The organism is Nonomuraea sp. NPDC001684, assembly GCF_053596515.1.
Window position 1 is genome coordinate 18,848 of the sequence record NZ_JBSFGJ010000046.1, and the last position, 19,061, is coordinate 37,908.

At 70.6% G+C, this 19,061-nt stretch carries 21 protein-coding genes; 7 read left to right on the plus strand and 14 right to left on the minus strand.

The window, feature by feature from the left end:
- Positions 1-16: 16 nt before the first annotated feature.
- Positions 17-808, minus strand: coding sequence for a thioesterase family protein (locus ACWCSD_RS12325; protein ID WP_364324666.1), 792 nt, complete (start codon positions 806-808; stop codon positions 17-19).
- Positions 809-945: 137 nt separating this feature from the next.
- On the opposite strand from ACWCSD_RS12325, the gene ACWCSD_RS12330 reads away from it, so the two are divergent.
- Both ACWCSD_RS12330 and ACWCSD_RS12335 read left to right on the plus strand, forming a co-directional pair.
- Positions 946-1,272, plus strand: coding sequence for a hypothetical protein (locus ACWCSD_RS12330; protein ID WP_352350122.1), 327 nt, complete (start codon positions 946-948; stop codon positions 1,270-1,272).
- 85 nt (positions 1,273-1,357) lie between these two features.
- Entirely contained in the window at positions 1,358-3,205 is a 1,848-nt protein-coding gene (locus tag ACWCSD_RS12335) for a DUF3352 domain-containing protein (RefSeq protein ID WP_449914414.1), read from the plus strand.
- A gap of 48 nt (positions 3,206-3,253) precedes the next feature.
- Here the strand turns inward: ACWCSD_RS12335 and ACWCSD_RS12340 are convergent, their stop codons facing one another.
- The 5 genes from ACWCSD_RS12340 to clpS form a co-directional block, all read right to left on the minus strand.
- A complete protein-coding gene (locus tag ACWCSD_RS12340; RefSeq protein ID WP_358283538.1) occupies positions 3,254-4,201 on the minus strand; it encodes a PLP-dependent cysteine synthase family protein in 948 nt (315 codons plus the stop codon).
- 1 nt (position 4,202) lies between these two features.
- A complete protein-coding gene (locus tag ACWCSD_RS12345) occupies positions 4,203-4,475 on the minus strand; it encodes a MoaD/ThiS family protein (RefSeq protein ID WP_352350116.1) in 273 nt (90 codons plus the stop codon).
- A 140-nt stretch (positions 4,476-4,615) separates the two neighbouring features.
- Positions 4,616-5,017, minus strand: a complete 402-nt coding sequence (locus ACWCSD_RS12350; protein WP_352327704.1) for a M67 family metallopeptidase — start codon at positions 5,015-5,017, stop codon at positions 4,616-4,618.
- Positions 5,018-5,026: 9 nt separating this feature from the next.
- Positions 5,027-5,551, minus strand: coding sequence for a DUF2017 domain-containing protein (locus ACWCSD_RS12355; protein WP_449914419.1), 525 nt, complete (start codon positions 5,549-5,551; stop codon positions 5,027-5,029).
- Positions 5,552-5,561: 10 nt separating this feature from the next.
- Positions 5,562-5,855 carry an ATP-dependent Clp protease adapter ClpS gene (gene clpS, locus ACWCSD_RS12360; RefSeq protein WP_352350112.1) on the minus strand — a complete coding sequence of 98 codons (294 nt, stop codon included), beginning with the start codon at positions 5,853-5,855 and terminating at the stop codon, positions 5,562-5,564.
- Positions 5,856-5,901: 46 nt separating this feature from the next.
- Between clpS and ACWCSD_RS12365 the strand changes: the two genes are divergently transcribed.
- The 3 genes from ACWCSD_RS12365 (at position 5,902) to ACWCSD_RS12375 (ending at position 8,445) form a co-directional block, all read left to right on the plus strand.
- Positions 5,902-7,185, plus strand: a complete 1,284-nt coding sequence (locus ACWCSD_RS12365) for a nicotinate phosphoribosyltransferase (protein WP_397162489.1) — start codon at positions 5,902-5,904, stop codon at positions 7,183-7,185.
- A 14-nt stretch (positions 7,186-7,199) separates the two neighbouring features.
- On the plus strand, positions 7,200-7,769 hold the full coding sequence (locus tag ACWCSD_RS12370) for a nicotinamidase (RefSeq protein ID WP_449914422.1): 570 nt from the start codon (positions 7,200-7,202) through the stop codon (positions 7,767-7,769).
- A gap of 166 nt (positions 7,770-7,935) precedes the next feature.
- Positions 7,936-8,445, plus strand: coding sequence for a hypothetical protein (locus ACWCSD_RS12375; RefSeq protein WP_387667916.1), 510 nt, complete (start codon positions 7,936-7,938; stop codon positions 8,443-8,445).
- Between the two features lie 6 nt (positions 8,446-8,451).
- On the opposite strand, the gene ACWCSD_RS12380 is transcribed toward ACWCSD_RS12375, so the two are convergent.
- The 7 genes from ACWCSD_RS12380 to ACWCSD_RS12410 all read right to left on the minus strand — a co-directional run bounded on the left by ACWCSD_RS12380 (position 8,452) and on the right by ACWCSD_RS12410 (position 15,018).
- Positions 8,452-8,829, minus strand: a complete 378-nt coding sequence (locus ACWCSD_RS12380; RefSeq protein WP_397162486.1) for an STAS domain-containing protein — start codon at positions 8,827-8,829, stop codon at positions 8,452-8,454.
- 165 nt (positions 8,830-8,994) lie between these two features.
- Positions 8,995-10,749, minus strand: a complete 1,755-nt coding sequence (locus ACWCSD_RS12385; protein WP_358283529.1) for a DEAD/DEAH box helicase — start codon at positions 10,747-10,749, stop codon at positions 8,995-8,997.
- A 124-nt stretch (positions 10,750-10,873) separates the two neighbouring features.
- Entirely contained in the window at positions 10,874-11,740 is an 867-nt protein-coding gene (locus tag ACWCSD_RS12390) for a hypothetical protein (protein ID WP_449914425.1), read from the minus strand.
- Between the two features lie 90 nt (positions 11,741-11,830).
- A complete protein-coding gene (locus tag ACWCSD_RS12395) occupies positions 11,831-13,219 on the minus strand; it encodes an MFS transporter (RefSeq protein WP_397162483.1) in 1,389 nt (462 codons plus the stop codon).
- A gap of 24 nt (positions 13,220-13,243) precedes the next feature.
- Positions 13,244-14,014: a zinc metalloprotease gene (locus ACWCSD_RS12400; RefSeq protein WP_397162594.1), complete on the minus strand. Its 771-nt coding sequence runs from the start codon at positions 14,012-14,014 to the stop codon at positions 13,244-13,246.
- 264 nt (positions 14,015-14,278) lie between these two features.
- Positions 14,279-14,536, minus strand: a complete 258-nt coding sequence (locus tag ACWCSD_RS12405) for a DUF3039 domain-containing protein (protein ID WP_358283521.1) — start codon at positions 14,534-14,536, stop codon at positions 14,279-14,281.
- Entirely contained in the window at positions 14,533-15,018 is a 486-nt protein-coding gene (locus ACWCSD_RS12410) for a hypothetical protein (RefSeq protein ID WP_387667931.1), read from the minus strand. Before ACWCSD_RS12410 ends, ACWCSD_RS12405 begins: the two co-directional genes overlap by 4 nt.
- Positions 15,019-15,086: 68 nt before the next feature.
- On the opposite strand from ACWCSD_RS12410, the gene ACWCSD_RS12415 reads away from it, so the two are divergent.
- Complete coding sequence (locus tag ACWCSD_RS12415; RefSeq protein ID WP_449914431.1) at positions 15,087-16,493, plus strand: cellulase family glycosylhydrolase; 1,407 nt, start codon at positions 15,087-15,089, stop codon at positions 16,491-16,493.
- A 93-nt stretch (positions 16,494-16,586) separates the two neighbouring features.
- Here the strand turns inward: ACWCSD_RS12415 and ACWCSD_RS12420 are convergent, their stop codons facing one another.
- Positions 16,587-18,185: an MFS transporter gene (locus tag ACWCSD_RS12420; protein ID WP_397162481.1), complete on the minus strand. Its 1,599-nt coding sequence runs from the start codon at positions 18,183-18,185 to the stop codon at positions 16,587-16,589.
- Positions 18,186-18,332: 147 nt separating this feature from the next.
- On the opposite strand from ACWCSD_RS12420, the gene ACWCSD_RS12425 reads away from it, so the two are divergent.
- Complete coding sequence (locus ACWCSD_RS12425) at positions 18,333-18,962, plus strand: TetR family transcriptional regulator (RefSeq protein ID WP_449914433.1); 630 nt, start codon at positions 18,333-18,335, stop codon at positions 18,960-18,962.
- Positions 18,963-19,061 lie beyond the last annotated feature (99 nt).

Genomic DNA, 19,061 nt, shown 5'->3' on the forward strand with positions numbered 1-19,061 from the left:
TGTCGGGTTGCTCACATCAGCCCCTTCCGACCCTGGCGAGCTGGCGCGACTGGGCGACGAGCCGGCCCGCGGAGTCCCAGACCTCGACCTCCTCGTCGAACCAGCCGTCCGAAATGAGGCGGCCGCTCCCGATCAGGGTGAGCCAGCCGGGGGCGGGCAGGGCCCGCAGGTGCCAGGTGAGCTCGACGGTGGGCGCCCAGCCGCGGGCGCCGGCGGAGAACACCACGGGCGGCAGCGCGTCCACGGCCAGGGCCAGCACGTACGGGTCGGCGTCCTGCGGCTCGGCCATCCTGAAGTACGCCCGCGACTCCGGCCTGCCCGTCGGTTCGCCGGCCAGCCAGGCGATGGTGGGCGGGTCGAAGCGCATGTCCATCTGGGCGTTGAGGGTCATGTTGTTCTCGGGCTTGGGGTCGGGCAGCTTGACGCACTCCTCGACGGACGGCATGACGACCGAGGGCGCGTCGGTGTAGACGGGGTCGGCGCCGGTCAGGGTGGCGGTGGTGATCAGGCTCTCGATCTGCGGCACGCCGTCCTGGACGAGGGTGGCTCTGGCGAACGCGGCCGTGCGGCCCGACTTCAGCGGCTCGACCCGGACCTGGGCGGGGCCGGCGACCGGTGACTTGAGGAACTGCGAGGTGGTGCTCACCGGGTGCTCGAACGGCGAGGCGTCCACGGCGGCGCGCAGGACGACGGCCATAAGGTAGCCGCCGTTGAGCGGGCCGCCGATGGAGTATCCGGGGTCGAGGCACACGTCATAGGTGGTCTCGTCGACCCTGATCGCCTGTGTGGCCTCGTCGAACTTGGTCATCCCGCCCTGCCTTCACCGTACGGAACTATATTCTAGTAGTCCCCCCACTTTACGCGGGGCTGCGGCGTTCGCACCACGCCGTTCCGCCATCAGCGCGCCTACCTGCGGAAACACCACCCGGATGGGACAGTTCGATCATGGCAACTGTCACCGAACTCATCGGTCAGTCGGTGTGGGACTCCAACGGGATCTGGGTCGGTCACGTGGTCGACATCCGCGCGCACAAGCACAGGGGCGGCCTCCAGCAGAGCCAGACGGTCTACGGGCTGGTGGTCTCGGGACGGCGGGCGCCCGTGCTGCTCGGGCTCACCCGCGACCGTCAGGGCCGCTCGCCCTGGCTGTCCAAGACGCTGGCGCGGACGGTCTACGCCGGGTGCACGTTCGTCCCCTGGGCCTGCGTGACGGACTGGACAGATGGCGAAGTCCACCTCGATGTGCTGAAAAAAGAGCTGAACCGGGCCTGATCCCGACTTCAGCACATTGCAAGCGGCCATCTAGCAACATCAGCTACCTTCTCTGTGGTCAAAAGTCCACATTGTGAGTTGAGTGATGTCTGCGAATAATCCCCCACCTGGCCAGGATCCTGAGCGCACCACGGCGTACCGAGGAGGCTGGGACCAGCCGCAGGAGCAGCAGCAGCCGTACCAGCAGCCGTATGGTCAGCAGGCCCCGCAGCCGGGGCAGGGGGCTTCGTACGGGCAGCCGGCTTACAGCCCTCAATCCGCCTACGGCCAGCAGCCCGCCTACGGCGCCCCGTACGGCGGCCAGGCCCAGCAGGGCTGGCAACAGCAGCAGCAACAACAACAGCCGACCTGGCCGCCGCAGGACCAGCACGCCCAGCAACAGGGCTGGCCGCAGCAGGACCCCTACGCGCAGCAGCACCAGCAGCAGGGCTGGCAGCAGCAGGACCAGTACGGGCAGCAAGGTTGGCAGCAGCAGGGCCCCGAGGGCTTCGGCCCGCCCCAGCCGGCGAAGAAGGGCGGCCGCAAGGGCTGGCTGATCGCCGGCGCGGCGGCGCTCGCGGTGGTGTTGCTCGGCGGCGGCGCGGTGTGGGCCGTGGGCGCGATCGGCGGCGGCGGCACGCAGCCGAACGAGGTCCTGCCCGCCAACGCGATCGCCTACGCCCGCCTCGACCTCGACCCGGCCGCGAACCAGAAGCTGGCGCTGTTCCAGCTCGCCAGGAAGTTCACGGTCACCAAGGGCTCCTTCACCGGCGAGGACCCGCGTCAGGCCCTGTTCAACCTGGTCAACGACAGCGGCGAGAAGAAGGTGGACTTCGCCAAGGACGTGGACCCGTGGCTGGGCAGCAGGGTCGGCTTCGCCGCCGTGCCCTCCGGCAAGTCCGAGCCCGACTTCGCGGTGGCCGTGCAGGTCAAGGACCAGGCGCAGGCCAAGGCGGGCATCGCCAAGCTCATGGACGGCGACAAGTACGGCATCGCCTTCCGCGACGACTACGCGCTGCTGTCCTCGACCCAGGCGCTGGCCGACAAGTTCGCGAAGGGCGAGGCCACCCTCGCCGACAACAGCGAGTTCAACGACGACATGGGCGACGTCGGCGAGCAGGGCGTGTTGTCGTTCTGGGCGGACATGGGCGCGCTGGCCAAGCTCACCCCCATCCCCGCCGAGCAGGCCGCGAGCATCGAGCCCATCAAGGACGCCCGGTTCGCCGGCGCGCTGCGCTTCGACAGCGCCTACGTCGAGCTGGCCGGCCTGGTCAGGGGCGCCAAGGGCGTGACCTCGGACGACCTCCAGCCCGCCACCCTGGGCACGCTGCCCGCCGGCACCGCCGGGGCCCTGTCGGTCTCCGGCCTGGACCAGATGATCACCAGCCAGTGGGCCCAGATCCAGAAGTCGGCCGCGGCCGGCGGCGGCGCCGAGGTGCAGCAGCTCCTCGACCAGGCCAGGACCAAGTTCGGCCTCGACCTGCCCGGCGACCTCGCCACGGTGCTCGGCAAGAACTTCACGGTCGCGGTGGACAGCCAGGGCCTGGACGGCGACCAGATCAAGGCGGGCGTCCGGGTGGTCACCGACCCGGCCAAGGCCCAGGCGGTCGTCGGCAAGATCGAGAAGGCGCTGGCGGCCAGCGGGCAGCCCGCTCCGCAGCTCGCCAAGGTGCCCGGTGACGGCGTCTTCACGGCGGCGACGAGCGAGGAGTACGCCAAGAAGCTGGCCGAGGAGGGCACGCTGGGCGACTCCGAGACGTTCCAGACCGCGATCCCCGACGCCGGCGAGGCCACCTTCGCGCTCTTCGTGGACCTCGACAAGGTCGAGCACCTGTACCTGCAGAGCATGGAGGGCGACGAGAAGGCCAACGTGCAGGTCCTGCGGGCCGTCGGGCTGAGCGGCAAGCAGAGCGCCACCGAGGCGGACTTCTCGCTGCGGGTCCTGTTCAACTGACCGGACAAGAAGGGGGCGGCCGTCCCGGCCGCCCCCTTCTTCATGTCCTCAGGCCCAGAGCTGGCCTTCGAGGCGGTCTTCCGCCTCCTCCAGGGTGCCTTCGTAGGCGCCCGTGGACAGGTATTTCCAGCCGCCGTCGGCCACCACGAAGACGACGTCGGCCCGCTCGCCCGCCTTGACGGCCTTCCCGGCCACGCCCAGCGCGGCGTGCAGCGCGGCGCCCGTCGAGACGCCCGCGAAGATGCCCTCGGCGGCCAGCAGCTCGCGGGTGCGCCGCAGCGCGTCGGCCGAGCCGACGGAGAAGCGGGTGGTCAGCACGGACTCGTCGTACAACTCGGGGATGAAGCCCTCGTCGACGTTGCGCAGGCCGTAGACCAGCTCGCCGTAGCGCGGCTCGGCGGCGACGATCTGCACGCCGGGCACCCGTTCCCGCAGGAAGCGGCCGACGCCCATGAGCGTGCCCGTCGTGCCGAGCCCGGCCACGAAGTGGGTGACCGTGGGCAGGTCGGCCAGAATCTCCGGGCCGGTGGTCTCGTAGTGGGAGCGCCAGTTGGCCGGGTTCCCGTACTGGTAGAGCATCACCCAGGACGGGTTCTCCGCGGCCAGGCCCTTGGCCACGCGGACGGCCTCGTTGGAGCCGCCCGCGGCGGGCGAGGAGATGATCTCCGCGCCCCACATGCGCAGGAGCTGACGGCGTTCCTCGGAGGTGTTCTCCGGCATCACGCAGATCAGCCGGTAGCCCTTGAGCTTGGCCGACATCGCGAGCGAGATGCCGGTGTTGCCGCTGGTGGGCTCCAGGATCGTGCAGCCGGGCGTGAGCAGGCCGTCCTTCTCGGCCTGCTCGATCATCCACAGCGCCGGCCGGTCCTTGATCGACCCGGTCGGGTTGCGGTCCTCGAGCTTGGCCCAGACGCGCACCTCGGGCGAGGGCGACAGCCGGGGCAGCCCGACGAGCGGCGTGCGCCCGACCGAGTCGATCAGCGAGTCGAACCGCATGTCACCCGCCGGCGACGGCGGGCAGCACGGTCACCGTGTCGCCGTCGGACACCGGGGTGCCGAGGCCGCCGAGGAAGCGCACGTCTTCGTCGTTGAGGTAGACGTTGACGAAGCGGCGCAGGCTGCCCTGGTCGACCAGGCGGTCCTTGATGCCGGGGTGGCGCGACTCAAGGTTGCTGATCAGCTCGTCGAGGGTGGCGCCCTCGGCGTCGACGGCCTTGGCGCCGTCGGTGTAGGTGCGCAGGATGGTGGGAATGCGAACCTCGATGGCCATCGCGGTCATTCTCCTCTTATCTGGTCGTCGTCCCATCGGCGGCAACACCGATGGCTTGGTACGGATTCCAGATCAGCGACAGTCGTAGACGACGACGGCCGGGGTGTGCGCGAAGAGGTAGCTCTGCACCGGCCGGACCATCATGGGAGGAATCTTACCTCTTCCTCCTCGATCACTCCGTCGAGGATCCGGTAGGAGCGGAACTCGACCTCGTTCTCGTCCCTGGTCGAGACCAGGACGTAGTGGGCCTGCGGCTCGGAGGCATAGGACACGTCGGTGCGCGACGGGTACGCCTCGGTGGCGGTGTGGGAGTGGTAGATCACGACGGGCTCCTCGTCGCGGTCGTCCATCTCCCGCCAGACGCGCAGTTGCTCCATGGAGTCGAACCGGTAGAAGGTGGGCGAACGCTCGGCGTTCTCCATCGGGACGAACCGCTCGGGCACGCCGTCGCGGCCCGCGATCACCCCGCACGCCTCGTCGGGATGGTCGGCCCGCGCGTGCGCGACGATCTTGTCCACCAGTTCCTGCGAGATCGTGAGCATGCCCGGAAGCTACCAGAGGGCGCGGACCAGGCTGTCTTGGAGGTAGGTCAGCCAGTCGTAGGTGACGTAGGCCGGGTAGCGGGGGTCGTCCTCGGACATCATGGCGATCTCGTCGTGGACCTCCTCGGTCACGTCGAGCTTGGTGCCGAGCGTCAGGCGCACGTCGTTGAGCGAGCGCAGCCACGCCTGGGCCTGCTCCGGCGTCAGCTCGGCGCCGCCCGGTCGCGCGGTGTCCAGGACGGTCTGGGCGTCGGCGCGCTTGCCGTCGCGCAGCGTGGCCTCGGTGTAGCGGCGGAACTCCGAGGCCTCCTGCTCGTCCTCGTAGGCCGAGGGGAACAGCCGGGCCAGCACCGGGTCGGTGGGCGCCTGGGCCGCCCCGATGCCGAGCGCCCGCTCCAGCGGATCGTCGCTGGTCTCCCCCGGCGCGACCAGGCCGAGCAGCATCGAGACGAGCGAGCGCAACAGCGAGACCTCGGCGGCCTCGAACCGCGCGATGACCGAGCCGTTCCGCCCGGCCGAGAACCCCGAACTCACTGCCGCCGCCTCACTTGACCGAATCCGGCTGGACCGTCGCCCACAGGCCGTAGGAGTGAAGAATCTGCACATCGCGTTCCATCTCTTCGCGCGTGCCACTGGACACGACCGCCTTGCCCTTTTGGTGGACGTCCAGCATCAGTTTCTCCGCCTTCTCCTTGGTGTAGCCGAAGACGGTTTGGAAGACATAGGTCACGTAGGACATGAGGTTGACCGGGTCGTTCCAGACGATGGTCACCCATGGCAGATCGGGCCGGACGTCCGATGACGGACGCTCGACGGTGATTGGAGCGGTGCTACCCACATCCCCGAGTCTGCCCTATCTGGGTCGTAGTCTTCGAGTCGTGAGAATGACCATGAGCACTGCGTTGCTCACAGATCACTATGAGCTGACGATGCTCCAGGCGGCACTGCGCAGCGGCGCGGCGCACCGGCGCGCGGTCTTCGAGGTGTTCGCCAGACACCTGCCGGGCGGCCGCCGGTACGGGGTCGTGGCCGGCATCGGACGCGTCCTGGACGAGCTCGAACGCTTCCGTTTCGGTGACGAAGAACTCACCTTTCTCCGCGAGCAGGAGGTGGTCGACGAATCGACTCTGGCGTTTCTCGCCGATTACCGGTTTTCCGGGAACGTCTACGGCTACCGCGAGGGCGACCTGTACTTCCCCGCCTCCCCGATCATGATCGTCGAGGGCACCTTCGCCGAGGCCGTGCTGCTGGAGACGCTGACGCTGTCGATACTCAACCACGACTGCGCCATCGCCTCGGCGGCCTCCCGCATGACCAACGCCGCCGGCAAGCGCCCGCTCATCGAGATGGGCTCGCGCCGCACGCACGAGTACGCCGCCGTCGCCGCCGCCCGCGCCGCCTACATCGCCGGGTTCGCCTCCACCTCCAACCTCATGGCCGGCCACATGTACGGCGTCCCCACGGCGGGCACGGCCGCGCACGCGTTCACCCTGCTGCACGACTCCGAGCGGGACGCGTTCGAGGCCCAGATCGCCTCCCTCGGCGTGGGCACGACGCTGCTGGTGGACACCTACGACGTCGAGCAGGCGGTGCGCACGGCGGTCGAGCTGGCCGGCAACAAGCTGGGCGCGGTCCGCATCGACTCCGGCGACCTGGCCGCCGCCGCGCAGGAGGTGCGCGAGCTGCTCGACTCGCTCGGCGCCTTCGACACCCGCATCGTGGTCACCTCCGACCTCGACGAGTACGCCATCGCCGCGCTCGCCGCCGCCCCGGTGGACGGCTACGGCGTGGGCACCTCCCTGGTGACCGGGTCCGGCGTCCCCACGGCGGCCCTGGTGTACAAGCTGGTGGCGCGGGAGACCGGGGCGGGCCGGCTGGAGGCCGTGGCCAAGCGGTCGGTGGGCAAGCCGTCGCGCGGGGGGCGCAAGGAGGCGTACCGGCTGCTCGACGACGGCGGGCACGTCGAGACCGAGCTGATCACGACCGGCGGCGTCGTCCCCGACGGCGGCATCCCCCTGCTGCACGAGCTGGTGCGCGACGGCGAGGTCGTCGGCCGGGAGCCCCTGTCCGCCGCCCGTGACCGCCACGCCGCTGCCGTCGCGCTGCTCCCCCAGGAGGCGCTGCACCTCGGGAGGGGGTACGCGGCGATCCCCACGGAGTTCGTCTGACGTATCGTGCTCTTATGGGCACCGCGTTGATCATCGTCGATGTGCAGAACGACTTCTGCGAGGGTGGCAGCCTGGCCGTGGCAGGCGGCTCAGAGGTGGCCGCCGCGATCACCCGCCATCTCGGCGAGCACGGCTACGACCACGTCGTGGCCACCCGTGACCACCACGTCGACCCCGGCACCCACTTCTCGGACACCCCCGACTTCGTCACGTCCTGGCCCGCCCACTGCGTGGCCGGCACCCCCGGCGCCGACTTCCACCCCTCCTTCGACGTGTCGGAGGTGGAGGAGGTCTTCAGCAAGGGCGCCCACGCGGCGGCCTACAGCGGCTTCGAGGGCGCCTCGGGCGACGGCGCGCCGCTGGCCGACTGGCTGCGCGAGCGCGGGGTGACCGAGGTCGACGTGGTGGGCATCGCCACCGACCACTGCGTGCGGGCGACCGCGCTCGACGCGGCGGCCAACGGGCTGGCCGTGCGCGTGCTGCTCGACCTCACGGCGGGCGTCTCCCCGGCGACCACGCGGTCGGCCATGGCCCAGATGGAGGCCGCGGGCGTGACGCTGGAGGGCACGCCCAAGGCGGGCTGACCGGCCCCGCCCGGGGACGACCCGCGGTTGTGCCGCGACCGAGCCTGATCACGGACGGTACACAGTGCGCAACCCTGCGGTCATGTGATATTCAAGGATGACCTAACCTCTCCGCAGTCGAAGTAGTACGTAGAGTCATATCTCTTCATCCTGTGCGAGGTTTCTCATGCTTGCCATCTCCCTGGGCGCGGCCTGGCTGCTGCTCGCCCCTCTCGCCCTCTGGGTGCTCGTCAAGGGCCGTCCGGGGGCGCGGGTGGGGGCGGTCGTGACGCTGGCGCTGCTGGAGGTCGCGACGGTCGCGATGGGCGACGTGCCCTCCGGCCGCGGCCCCGCCGTCGTGGCCCACGACATGCCGCCGGCGCCCGCGCTGCCCGCCTGCGACGAGCGCACCCCGATCCCCCAGTGGGCCAAGGTCGGGCGGCAGCTCGTGCTGTCGTGGTCGGCCGCGCCGCGCGAGTGCGCGACGGCCAAGGTGATCGCCCGTCCGGAGGGCCGCCGGCTGCTGGTGTGGGTGCACGAGGGGCCGCTGAACGGTGACCATCAGGGTGTGCGCACCCTTCCCGTCCGCGTCAAGGACGGCCGGGCGGCGCTGACCGTCCCGCTGCCGGGCGACGAGCGCTACATCCCCGTGGACGGCCGCTCCGGGAAGAGGATCCCGGCCCCCGCCGGCCTCTAGAGCCTCCTAGAGGGTCGCCACGGCCAGCCGCAGGGCGTCGTCGAACCTGGTGAACACCTCGAACGCGTGCCGCAGCCCCGTGATCGACAACACCCGGGCCATCACCCCGTGCACCCCCGCGAGCAGCAGCCTGGTGTCCCTCGACTCGCACCGCTGCATGACCTCGACGAGCTCGTTCATGCCCATCGAGTCGCAGAAGGCGACCGCGCCGAGGTCGAGGATCAGGAACGGCTTGGCCGGCAGCTCCCACACGCGCTGCATGTGCTCGCGCAGGACCGGGATGGCGTAGACGTCGAGCTCGCCTTCGAGCCGGATGATGACGGCGTTTCGGGAGAGGCCGGAAGCGACGGTGAGGGTCGACCTGCCGGGGGCCTCAGACGACATGAGCAAGATCCTTCTGGTATCCCAAGACAGCCAAGAGGGTTGTTGCCGTTCTGGCCGGCCTTCTAACGGAAGGTCACTGCTCTGTGTCCAAATGTGCAGGGTCCCCTGCCGGACCCCCGCCGGACCCCTTCGCCGGTTCGCGGGGAACCGGCGAAGGGGGCGCGGCTAGCGCCGCTGGGTGGCCCAGCGGCGGATGGCGTCGATGCGCTCCTGGATCTGCTCGGCCGTGGCCTGCGCGATCGGCGGGCCGCCGCACGTGCGGCGCAGCTCGGCGTGGATGACGCCGTGGGGCTGGCCCGTGCGGTGGTTCCAGGCGCCGACCAGGCCGTTGAGCTCGCGCCGGAGCTCGGCGATCTGCTCGTGCGGGGCGAGCGTCTCCTTGGGCTGCTCGGCCGGGCTCTGCCGGCGCTTGGCGGCCTGCTGGTCGGACTGGCGCTTGCGGAGCAGGGTGGCCACCTGGTCGGGCTCCAGGAGGCCGGGCAGGCCGAGGAAGTCCTCCTCCTCGGCCGAGCCGATCTCCGCGCCGGTGCCGAACTCGCCGCCGTCGAAGAGCACCCGGTCGAAGGTGGCCGAGGTCTCCATCGTCTCGAACGGCAGCTCGTCGCCCAGGACGTCGGGGTTGTCCTTCTGCCGGTTGGCCTGCTCCAGCAGGCTGTCGTCGAGGCCGTCCTCCGGGGGCTTCCTGTTGAGCACGTGGTCGCGCTCGACCTCCATCTCGTTGGCCAGCCCCATGAGGGTGGGCACCGAGGGGAGGAAGACCGAGGCGGTCTCGCCGCGCTTGCGGGCGCGCACGAACCGGCCCACGGCCTGGGCGAAGAAGAGCGGGGTGGAGGTCGAGGTGGCGTAGACGCCCACGCACAGGCGCGGGATGTCGACCCCCTCGGAGACCATGCGGACGGCCACCAGCCACCGGTCGTGGGAGGCGGCGAACTGCTTGATCTTCTTGGACGCCCCGGGGTCGTCGGACAGGACCACCGTCGCGCCCTCGCCGGTGATGTTGCGCAGGTGGCGGGCGTAGGCGCGGGCGGTCTCGTGGTCGGTGGCGATCACCAGGCCGCCCGCGTCGGGCACGCCCCGGCGGATCTCGGTCAGGCGGCGGTCGGCGGCCTGCATGACCTGGCGGATCCAGTCACCCTTGGGGTCGAGCGCGGCCCGCCATGCCTGGGACAGCTGGTCCTTGGTGAGCGGGGTGCCGAGCGTGGCGGCGATCTCGTCGCCCGCGCGGGTGCGCCACTTCATCTCGCCGGAGTAGGCCAGGAAGATCACCGGACGGACGACGCCGTCGTCGAGCGCCGGGCCGTAGCCGTAGGAGAAGTCGGAGACGCTGCGCTTGACGCCCTCGGCGTCCTCCTCGTAGCCGACGAACGGGATCGGGTTGTCGTCGGACCTGAACGGCGTGCCGGTGAGCTGGAGCCGGCGGGTGGCGGGCTCGAACGCCTCGCGCACGCCGTCGCCCCACGACTTGGCGTCGCCCGCGTGGTGGATCTCGTCGAAGATGACCAGCGTCTTGCGGGCCTCGGTGCGCGCCCGGTGGAGCGCGGGGTGCATCGCGACCTGCGCGTAGGTCACCGCCACCCCGGTGTAGTCGCGCGAGGTCGTGCCCTGGCTGTTCTTGAACTCCGGGTCGATGCCGATGCCGACCCGGGCGGCGGCGTCGGCCCACTGGCGTTTGAGGTGCTCGGTGGGCGTGACGATGGTGACGGCCCTGATCACCCCGTTGGCCAGCAGCTCGCTGGCGATGCGCAGGGCGTAGGTCGTCTTGCCCGCGCCGGGGGTGGCCACGGTGAGGAAGTCACGCGGCTCGCGCCTGAAGTACAGGTCGAACGCCTGCTGCTGCCAGGCGCGCAGTTTGGGCGCGGTGCCCCACGCGGCGCGGTCTGGATAGGAAGGCGAAAGGTGGGACGCGGCGAAGGTGCTCACCGCATCACCTCTGGGGTTCGTGTGCTTCGCTCTCTCACAGTGACCCAAGAGTAATCGGGCTCACCGACAAGACGTGCCGTGCACCGAGGATTCTGGCCAAGGTCTTCCCTACGTGCTATGTGGCTTATCTGAAGCTCGTCATCACCGCGTCGAGCGCCTGTCTGCCGGTGGCCGCCTCGGGCTGGAGCAGGCCGACGAGCAGCACGGCGCGGCCCGCGCGAGTGAGAAGCATCACGCGCAGGAACGCGGGCCGGTTGACGACGTCCTGGTACTCGGCCCGCAGGGCCCGGGTGTGTCCCTGCGGGATGTCCCGGTCGTCGACGACCGTGACCTTGTCGCCCTTGAGCAGCAGCCTGGAGTACAGCTCGGCGGCCTCCCCCGCGGCCTTCTTGGCGTTCGGCACGGGCTCGGTGACCCGCCTGGCCATGACCAGCGCGCCGTTGCCGTCCCTGGCGACCGAGGTGAAGCCGGTGACGGGCGGGACCGTCCCGGCGCTCCAGCCGGGCGGCAGCCGCAGCGTCACGCCGGCCACGGCGTCGCTCAGCCGGTCGGGCCGCGGCGGCGGCGCGGCGAGCCGGGACGCCACCGCGCTCACCCCCGCGACCAGCCCCCCAGCCGCCACCAGCGCGACCAGGACGCCGGCCAGACGCCGTCCGCGCCGCGGCGCCTGCTCCAGCGGGCCGGGGTCGGCGGGGGTGCCGTAGAGGCGGGCCGAGGGCGGCAGCGGCTCGGAGGGGGTGGCGTGGCGGCGGGCCGAGGGCGGCAGCGGGTCGGCCGGCGGGTCGAACGGGACGGTCCTGCGGATCCGCGGGTTCCACGCCGTCCGCTCGTACGGGTCGCGCCCCCGGCGCGGCGGCCATGGGGTCTCCTCGCCGTCGTCGTCGTCGGTGTCGTCGGTGTCGGGGTCGTCCGGGAAGTCCGCGTCCTGGGGAGGAGTGCGGCGGTGCCGAGGCCCGGAAGCGGGGGGCCAGACCCGGTGATCATCCTCCATGACACCTCCTCGTCCCGTTGTCCTATCACTCCTCGGGACGAAGATCTGGCGATCCGTGATCGCTGTGGCGGGAGGGGCAGAATCACACGATCAGCGGGTGCGGGCGGCCAGGAACGTGGCGGCCAGCCCGATGAGCGCCATGAGGACCGAGATCACCACGAATCCGGTGGCGATCTGCCCGGAGCCGTGCCCGATGAAGTTGATCACCGCGCCGCCCAGGCCCACGGTCAGGGCCGAGCCCAGCATGTCGGTGACCGACAGCGCCGCGGAGTTGGCGCCCTGCTCGCTGACCGGCGACTGCCTGAGCGCGGTCACGCTGACCGTGGTCATGCCGAGGCCCATGCCGAACCCGGCAGCGATCCAGGCCGGCACCGCGATCCAGCCGCTCACCGCGGGCAGCGCCGCGAACAGCGCGATCACGATCCCGGCCGTGACGCACACCGCCCCGAGCCTGATCCGCCGGTGCGGCTCGGCGGTCCGCCTGCTCTGCAGGAACGAGCCCGCCGACCAGCCGAGCGCGCCCGTGGTCAGCGCGATCCCGGCGGCCCTGGCGTCGAAGAGCTTGACCGACGTGAGCACCAGCGGGATGAAGGAGTTCACCCCGAAGAAGGCGGCCGAGAAGAACCCGCGCAGCAGCACGGTGGTGGGCAGCCCGCGCCCGAACCGCAGCGCGCCCGGCGGCAGCAGCCGCTGCAGGCCGTAGACGAGGAAGCCCAGCCCGCCGAGCGTGGCGGCCGTGCCGATCATCGGCTGCTTGTGCAGCTCGTCCACGCCCCACAGCAGCACGCCCGCGCCGCCGGCGGCGGACGTGGCGGCCAGCGTCATCGCCAGCGGCTGCGAACGCGGCCCGCGCGGGCTCTCGTCGGCCTCCCCCGGCGTGGCCATCCGCAGCGCCGGGACGAGCATCACCAGCGCGGGCACCACCAGCGGGATGATCCCGTAGAAGACGAAACGCCAGCCCCACTCCTTCGCGACGGCCCCCGCCACGGCGGGCCCGACCATCGAGGGCACGACCCAGGCGGCCGACAGCGCCGCGAAGACCTTGGGCCGCACGACCGCCGGGTAGACCCGGGCGATCATCACGTACAGCGCCACGATCGAGGAACCGGCGCCCAGCCCCTGGACGGCCCGCGCCACCAGGAACAGCTCCTTGGCGTCCGCCGCGCCGGCCAGCGCCATCCCGGCGACGAACAGCACCACCCCGACGAGGAACGGCAGCGGGTAGCCGCGCCGGTCCGACCAGAGCCCCGCGACCACGTTGGCGAACAGGCTGGCGATGAGGAAGGCCGAGAAGCTGATGCCGTAGAGGTTGAGCGCGTCGAGGTCGGCCGAGACCGCCGGCATGACGACGCCGACCGACATGCCCTCGAAGGCGATCAGCGTGACCACCAGAAGGATCCCCAAGGTGGCGGTGCGGTACTGGGGCCCGAGGATCGGGGGTGAGGTGTCGGGAGCGTCGATTGCCTTCGGTGCTGTCACCTACACATCGTAATTGCCCCCAAACTACGCATCTGCGCTGCGTCGGTAGGCCGTCCACATCTCGTGCATGCGGTCGGCCTGGCCCTGGGTGAACTCCGACATGCACCGGTCGTGGGTGTAGTCCATGTAGTTGCGCATCGGGTCGGAGCCGGCGTGGGCGCAGGTGTCCTTGCCCTCGGGACAGCCCTCGGTCGCGCGGGCCTCGGGGGCGGTGTCGGCGATGCCGTCGCCCGGCTCGTCGCAGCCGTTCTCGAAGGTGTGGAACAGGCCGAGCCAGTGGCCGATCTCGTGGACGCCGGTGTAGCCCTTGTCGTAGTTGGTCATCGGGCCGCCGGGCAGGCTGCGCCAGTCGATCACGACGCCGTCGAGGGCGGGGGCGCCGGCGTACCAGTAGGGGTAGCTGGCGAAGCCCAGCATGAGCTCGCTGAGCTGGGCGATGTAGAGGTTGAGCGTCTGGGCGCCGCCCTGGTGCAGGCGGGTCTTCATGTCCTTCTCGCCGCCGACGGGGTCGGTGAACCAGCCGGCGTTCTCCTTGACGGAGACCGACTCCAGCTTGAAGCGCACGCCGGTGTCGACGCCTCCGTTGCGGCCGGCGTAGGCGGCGTTGAGCACGTCGATCTGGGCCTTGACCGCCTGCTCGGAGACCTTGCGGCGGCCGTCGGTGAGGACGACCACCCGGGTCGGCACGGTGATGTGCGCAGGCACGGCCACCCCGCGCAGCCGCACCTTCAGCTCGGCCATGACCTTGGCGACGTCCTCGGGGAGCGGCGAGCGCGGGCCGGTCGCCTTGGGCACGCCCGCAGTCGGGCGCGCAGTCGGGCGCGCCGTCGGACGCGCGGTCGGACGCGCCGTCGGACGCGTGCTCAGGCGCGCGGCCGACGATTGGCAGGGCGACGTCGGGGTGGCGTCGAGCGGGAGCGGCGGGGCGAGCCCGGCCGCCAGCAGGCATGCCAACGAGACGGCGGTCGCGCGCCGGGCCATGCAATCCCCCCGTGACGGTATGGGCTGGTCAGATTACCGACCGTAGCCTTACCCGAGGGGATTGGGCTTCAGCAACACTCACTGCTTCTTGTCGTCACCCCCGCCGCCCGACGGAAGACCTTCGTAGATCTCCTTGCACTCGGGGCAGACCGGGTATTTCTTCGGGTCCCGGCTGGGCACCCAGACCTTGCCGCACAGGGCGCGGATGGGTGTGCCCGTCACCATGCTCTCGGTGATCTTGTGCTTGTCCGCGTAGTGGGCGAAGCGCTCGTGGTCGCCGTCACCGTGAGAGGTGCGCGGCGTGGTCTCCTGCTCTGGGAGGATCTTCGTGCTCACCCCATCGAGTTTATGCCCGCCGGCGAGCGGTCCCGCGTACCGCGCCGGCGTGGCAGCGCGGCGAGCCCGGGGAGCCAGCCGAGCACGATTCCCCAGATCAGCCCCACGGCCAGGCCGCCGCCGAGATAGCCCAGATAGGCGCCGATCCCGGCCTGCGCGACCGTGGCGAGCAGGGCCGCGCGCAGCAGGTTCACCACGACCGCGGCGGCCAGGAACCTGCCCCAGGTGCGCCAGAAGCCGCCGCGCGTGGCCGCCAGCGCGCCGACCAGGGCGAGCGCCAGGACCGTGTCGGCGAGCGTGAGCAGCCACGTCGTCTCGCCGAGGGGGACGACGCGCAGGCCCGGCAGCGCGTACGGGGCCCCGACCGCGGACGGCACGGCCAGGTAGCCGACCCTCGTGACCAGGGCCGCGCCGAACAGACCGAACCCCAGGACGATCAAGAAGGCGACGATCGCCGGCAGGCTATTGCGAACAAGGCTCATGTTCGGCAGGCTAGCCGCGTCCATGATTCTGATGGAAGACCCCATTTCCCGGCATCCGCGGAGATCAGATGAAGCGTGCCAGGTTGCTCGCGACGACAGCCGTGCTCGTCCTGCTGGCCGGAGGCGCCGTCGCCGCCGCGACCAGGGACGCTCCCCCGTCCACGCCCCGCTATGTCACCGACGACCGGGGACGGGCGCTGATCCTGCACGGCTTCAACACGGCGGGCAGCGCCAAGGGCGCCCCCGACGCCCTGCCCGAGCTGACCCCGGACGACATCGACCGCGAGTACCGGGACATGGGCACCAACTTCGTGCGGTTCCTCATCCAGTGGCGGGCCGTGGAGCCCTCCCCCGGCACCTATGACACGAAATATCTGGACAAGGTGGCTGAGCGGGTGCGGTGGTACTCCGACCGCGGCTACCAGGTCATGCTCGACATGCACCAGGACCTGTGGGGCAACGGCATCACCCCCACCGGCGTCGCCGGCAACGGCGCGCCCGGCTGGGCCACCCACACCGACGGCCTGCCGGTGGCCACCGACCACTTCACCTGGGAGATGTACTACCTGGAACCCGGCGTCATCCGGGCCTTCGACCACTTCTGGAACACCACCGGCGAGCACCCCGAGCTGATGGACCACTACGCCAAGGCGTGGGCGGCGGTCGCGGCCCGCTTCAAGGACGTGCCGGGCGTTCTCGGGTACGACCTGATGAACGAGCCGTGGGGCGGCTCGGTCCAGGGCGCGGCGTTCGAGACCGGCCCCCTGGCCGCCCTCTACCGCAAGAGCATCGACCGGATCAGGGCGGTCGACCAGGACAGCTGGATCTTCCTGGAGCCGCAGGCCGTGGGCGTCAACTGGGGGCTGCCGTCGTCGCTGCCGCGCTTCGACGACCCGCGCGGCGGGCCGCCGCGCATCGCCTTCGCCCCGCACGTCTACCCGCTGCCGCTGGACCTCGGGGACGACTACGCCGCCGGCTCCAAGGAGTGGACCGACCGCACGCTGGGCTGGTGGCGCGAGAACATCGCGCGGACGGCCGAGCGCATGGGGGCGCCGGTCCTGCTGGGCGAGTTCGGGCTGGACATGACCCGGCCCGGCGCGTCCGACCTGGTGCGGAAGGTCCAGGGGCTGAGCGACGAGGTGGGCACCGGCATGGCCTACTGGTCGCGGGACGCCGACGCCTGGGGGCCGTACGACGTGAAGGGGAAGGCCACCGCGTTGCCGGGCGCGTACGTCAGGGCCTACCCGAGGGCGATCGGCGGCGTCCCGATCAGCGTGTCCTACGGCGAGAACCGCCTCCAGGTGGTCTTCGACGCCAACGAGACCGGCCCCACCGAGATCTACCTGCCCGAGCGCGGCTTCCCGAACGGCGCCCGGGTGGACGGCGGCACCGCCGCCTGGAACGCCGCCAGGCGCATCCTGACGGTCACCACCAAGACCTCGGGCCGCGTCGTCCTGACCGTCACCCCCGCATAACCGGCCCCGGACAACCGCCACCCCCGCACAACCGGCCCCGGACAGCGGAACGGCCCCCGCCACGCAGGCGGGGGCCGTTCCGGCGGGACGCGGTCAGCCCATGTGGACCGGCGCGCCCTCGCTCTTCCGCCCGGCCTTGACGAACAGCGTCAGCAGGGCCGTCAGCACCGCAACACCGGTGCTGACCAGGAAGGCGAGGTGCATGCCGTCCATGAACGAGTGGTGCACGGCGTCGGTGACCACCTGCGGCAGCCCGGGAGGCGCCGCGCCGAACGCGGCGGCCTTCTCCAGCAGCGGGAGCTGCGCGGGCGGGATCGCCTGCGCCGCCGGGCCGAGGTAGCCGGGCAGGGTGTCGGCGATCTCGCCGGCCATCACGGCGCCCAGGATCGCGGTGCCGAGCGCGCCGCCGACCTGCATGGCCGACTGCTGCACGCCGCCCGCGACACCGCTCAGCTCGACCGGCGCGTTGCCCACGATGATCTCGGTCGCGCCGACGAAGACCGGCGAGAGGCCGAAGGCCAGCAGCACGAACGGCAGGCCGCTCTCGATGAACGAGGCGTCGATGCTGAGACGCGACATGAGGAACATCGAGCACGCGGTGATCAGCAGACCGGCGGCCATCGTGATCTTCGGCCCGAGCTTGCCGATCGCCATGCCGGCCAGCGGCGAGGCGACGATCATGCCCGCGCTCATCGGCAACATCCGCAGACCCGCCTCCAGCGGGGTCAGGCCGTGCACGCCCTGGAAGAAGAAGCCCAGGAAGAACATCGCGCCGAACATGGCGAACGCGACCATCATCATCAGCAGGGTGCCGATCGAGATCGAGGCGTTCTTGAACAGCGACAGCGGCACCAGCGGCTGCTTGGCCCTGCTCTGCCAGAAGATGAACGCGGCGATGAGCACCACGAACGCGCCGATGAAGGTCAGCGTCGTCGAGTCGCCCCAGCCCCACTCGGGGGCCTTGATGATCGTCCAGACCAGCGAGAACATCGCGCCCGACAGCAGCAGCACGCCGAGCCAGTCGATCCTGGCGAACGTCTGGACGCGGTTCTCCTTGATCAGGAAAATGCCCATGATCAGCGCGACGATGCCCACCGGGGCGTTGATGAAGAAGACCGACTCCCAGCTCACCTTCTCCACCAGCACGCCGCCCACGATCGGGCCGGCGGCGCTGGACAGACCGATGATCGCACCCCAGGCCCCCATGGCCTGGTTCAGCTTCTCACCGGGGAAGGCGCCACGCAGCAGGGCCAGGGCGGCCGGCTGGAGCAGGGCGCCGAAGAGGCCCTGCAGTACCCGCAGGCCGATCAGCGCGCCGACCGGCGACACGCCGGGAACGATGTCGGCCAGTTCCTGGCTGAGACCGATGCCGATCGAGGACAGAGCGAAGCCGGCCACGCCGATCAGGAAGACGCGCTTGTGCCCGAACAGGTCGCCGAGCTTGCCCGCCGTGATCAGGAACACGGCCAGCGCGAGCAGGTAACCGCTGGTCACCCACTGCAGGTCGGACAGCGACGCCTTCAACTCCATCTGGATGACGGGGTTGGCGATGCCCACCACCGTGCCGTCCAGCATCACCATGATGACGCCGAGGCTGACCGCCAACAGCACCAGCCACGGGTTTCCGCCACCTGTCCCCGTCTTACCGAGGCCGGGCGACGACGGTTCGACGACCGCCTTCGCGTTAGCCATAAGGTCCCCCTCAGTCACATACCGCTCAACTGCGGCATAGGTCTCGTAAGCCTCAGGTAGGGTATGTCAGGCGATGACTTATGACAAACGATTTTAAAAAGACGCCGCATGACTTCTGGCACACTGTGACAGAAAGGTGGCGAAGGGGTGTCCGCTGTGGGTCTACGGGAACGCAAGAAGGAGAAGACGCGCCTCGCGCTCCTCGACGCGGCGCTCGACCTGTTCCTCGAACAAGGATACGAGTCCACCACGATCGAGCAGATAGCGGGGGTCGTCGAAGTCTCTCCCCGCACCTTCTTCCGCTACTTCACCAGCAAGGACCATCTCGTTCTGTGGTTCCACGACCACGGCGAGGAGATCCTGCTGGAGGAGTTCGCCGCTCGTCCCGCGGACGAGCCCCCGTTCACGTCGCTCATGCACGGCCTGCGGGCCATGGTGGACGACATGCAGGGGTCAACGCCGGAGGACACCGAGAGGTTCCTGAAGCTGCGGCAACTATTCGATAAATATCCACATCTGGTGGGACAGTCGGTGGCCCGGGGCGCCATGACGGAGACCCGGCTGGCCGAGGCCGTCGCCGCCCGCAGAGGGGTCGCCCCCGAGGACGATCAGCTGACGTACCTGATCGTGGCGTTCGCGATGTCCACCATGCGCATCGGCTTCGAGTGCCCCCGCAGGGAGACCACCATGCCGGAGATCGTCTCGCGCATCTCCGAGGCGATCGCGCTGGCCGAGGCATCGCTGCGGCCAGGCTGGGACACCCGCCCGGCGGCCTAGTTCATCGTGGGGTCGTCGGGGCAGGTCGCCACGAAGGCCAGCTCGCCCGGCTGGCGCCGCAGCACGTGCCGCCAGAGCGAGCCGGGGTCGCCGTGGAAG

Excerpts from the sequence above, each read along its gene's own strand:
- ACWCSD_RS12325 (WP_364324666.1), bottom strand. The coding sequence starts at position 808 with ATGACCAAGTTCGACGAGGCCACACAGGCGATCAGGGTCGACGAGACC.
- ACWCSD_RS12330 (WP_352350122.1), top strand. The coding sequence starts at position 946 with ATGGCAACTGTCACCGAACTCATCGGTCAGTCGGTGTGGGACTCCAAC.
- ACWCSD_RS12335 (WP_449914414.1), top strand. The coding sequence starts at position 1,358 with ATGTCTGCGAATAATCCCCCACCTGGCCAGGATCCTGAGCGCACCACG.
- ACWCSD_RS12340 (WP_358283538.1), bottom strand. The coding sequence starts at position 4,201 with ATGCGGTTCGACTCGCTGATCGACTCGGTCGGGCGCACGCCGCTCGTC.
- ACWCSD_RS12345 (WP_352350116.1), bottom strand. The coding sequence starts at position 4,475 with ATGGCCATCGAGGTTCGCATTCCCACCATCCTGCGCACCTACACCGAC.
- ACWCSD_RS12350 (WP_352327704.1), bottom strand. The coding sequence starts at position 5,017 with ATGCTCACGATCTCGCAGGAACTGGTGGACAAGATCGTCGCGCACGCG.
- ACWCSD_RS12365 (WP_397162489.1), top strand. The coding sequence starts at position 5,902 with ATGACCATGAGCACTGCGTTGCTCACAGATCACTATGAGCTGACGATG.
- ACWCSD_RS12370 (WP_449914422.1), top strand. The coding sequence starts at position 7,200 with ATGGGCACCGCGTTGATCATCGTCGATGTGCAGAACGACTTCTGCGAG.
- ACWCSD_RS12375 (WP_387667916.1), top strand. The coding sequence starts at position 7,936 with ATGCTTGCCATCTCCCTGGGCGCGGCCTGGCTGCTGCTCGCCCCTCTC.
- ACWCSD_RS12380 (WP_397162486.1), bottom strand. The coding sequence starts at position 8,829 with ATGTCGTCTGAGGCCCCCGGCAGGTCGACCCTCACCGTCGCTTCCGGC.
- ACWCSD_RS12390 (WP_449914425.1), bottom strand. The coding sequence starts at position 11,740 with ATGGAGGATGATCACCGGGTCTGGCCCCCCGCTTCCGGGCCTCGGCAC.
- ACWCSD_RS12410 (WP_387667931.1), bottom strand. The coding sequence starts at position 15,018 with ATGAGCCTTGTTCGCAATAGCCTGCCGGCGATCGTCGCCTTCTTGATC.
- ACWCSD_RS12415 (WP_449914431.1), top strand. The coding sequence starts at position 15,087 with ATGAAGCGTGCCAGGTTGCTCGCGACGACAGCCGTGCTCGTCCTGCTG.
- ACWCSD_RS12420 (WP_397162481.1), bottom strand. The coding sequence starts at position 18,185 with ATGGCTAACGCGAAGGCGGTCGTCGAACCGTCGTCGCCCGGCCTCGGT.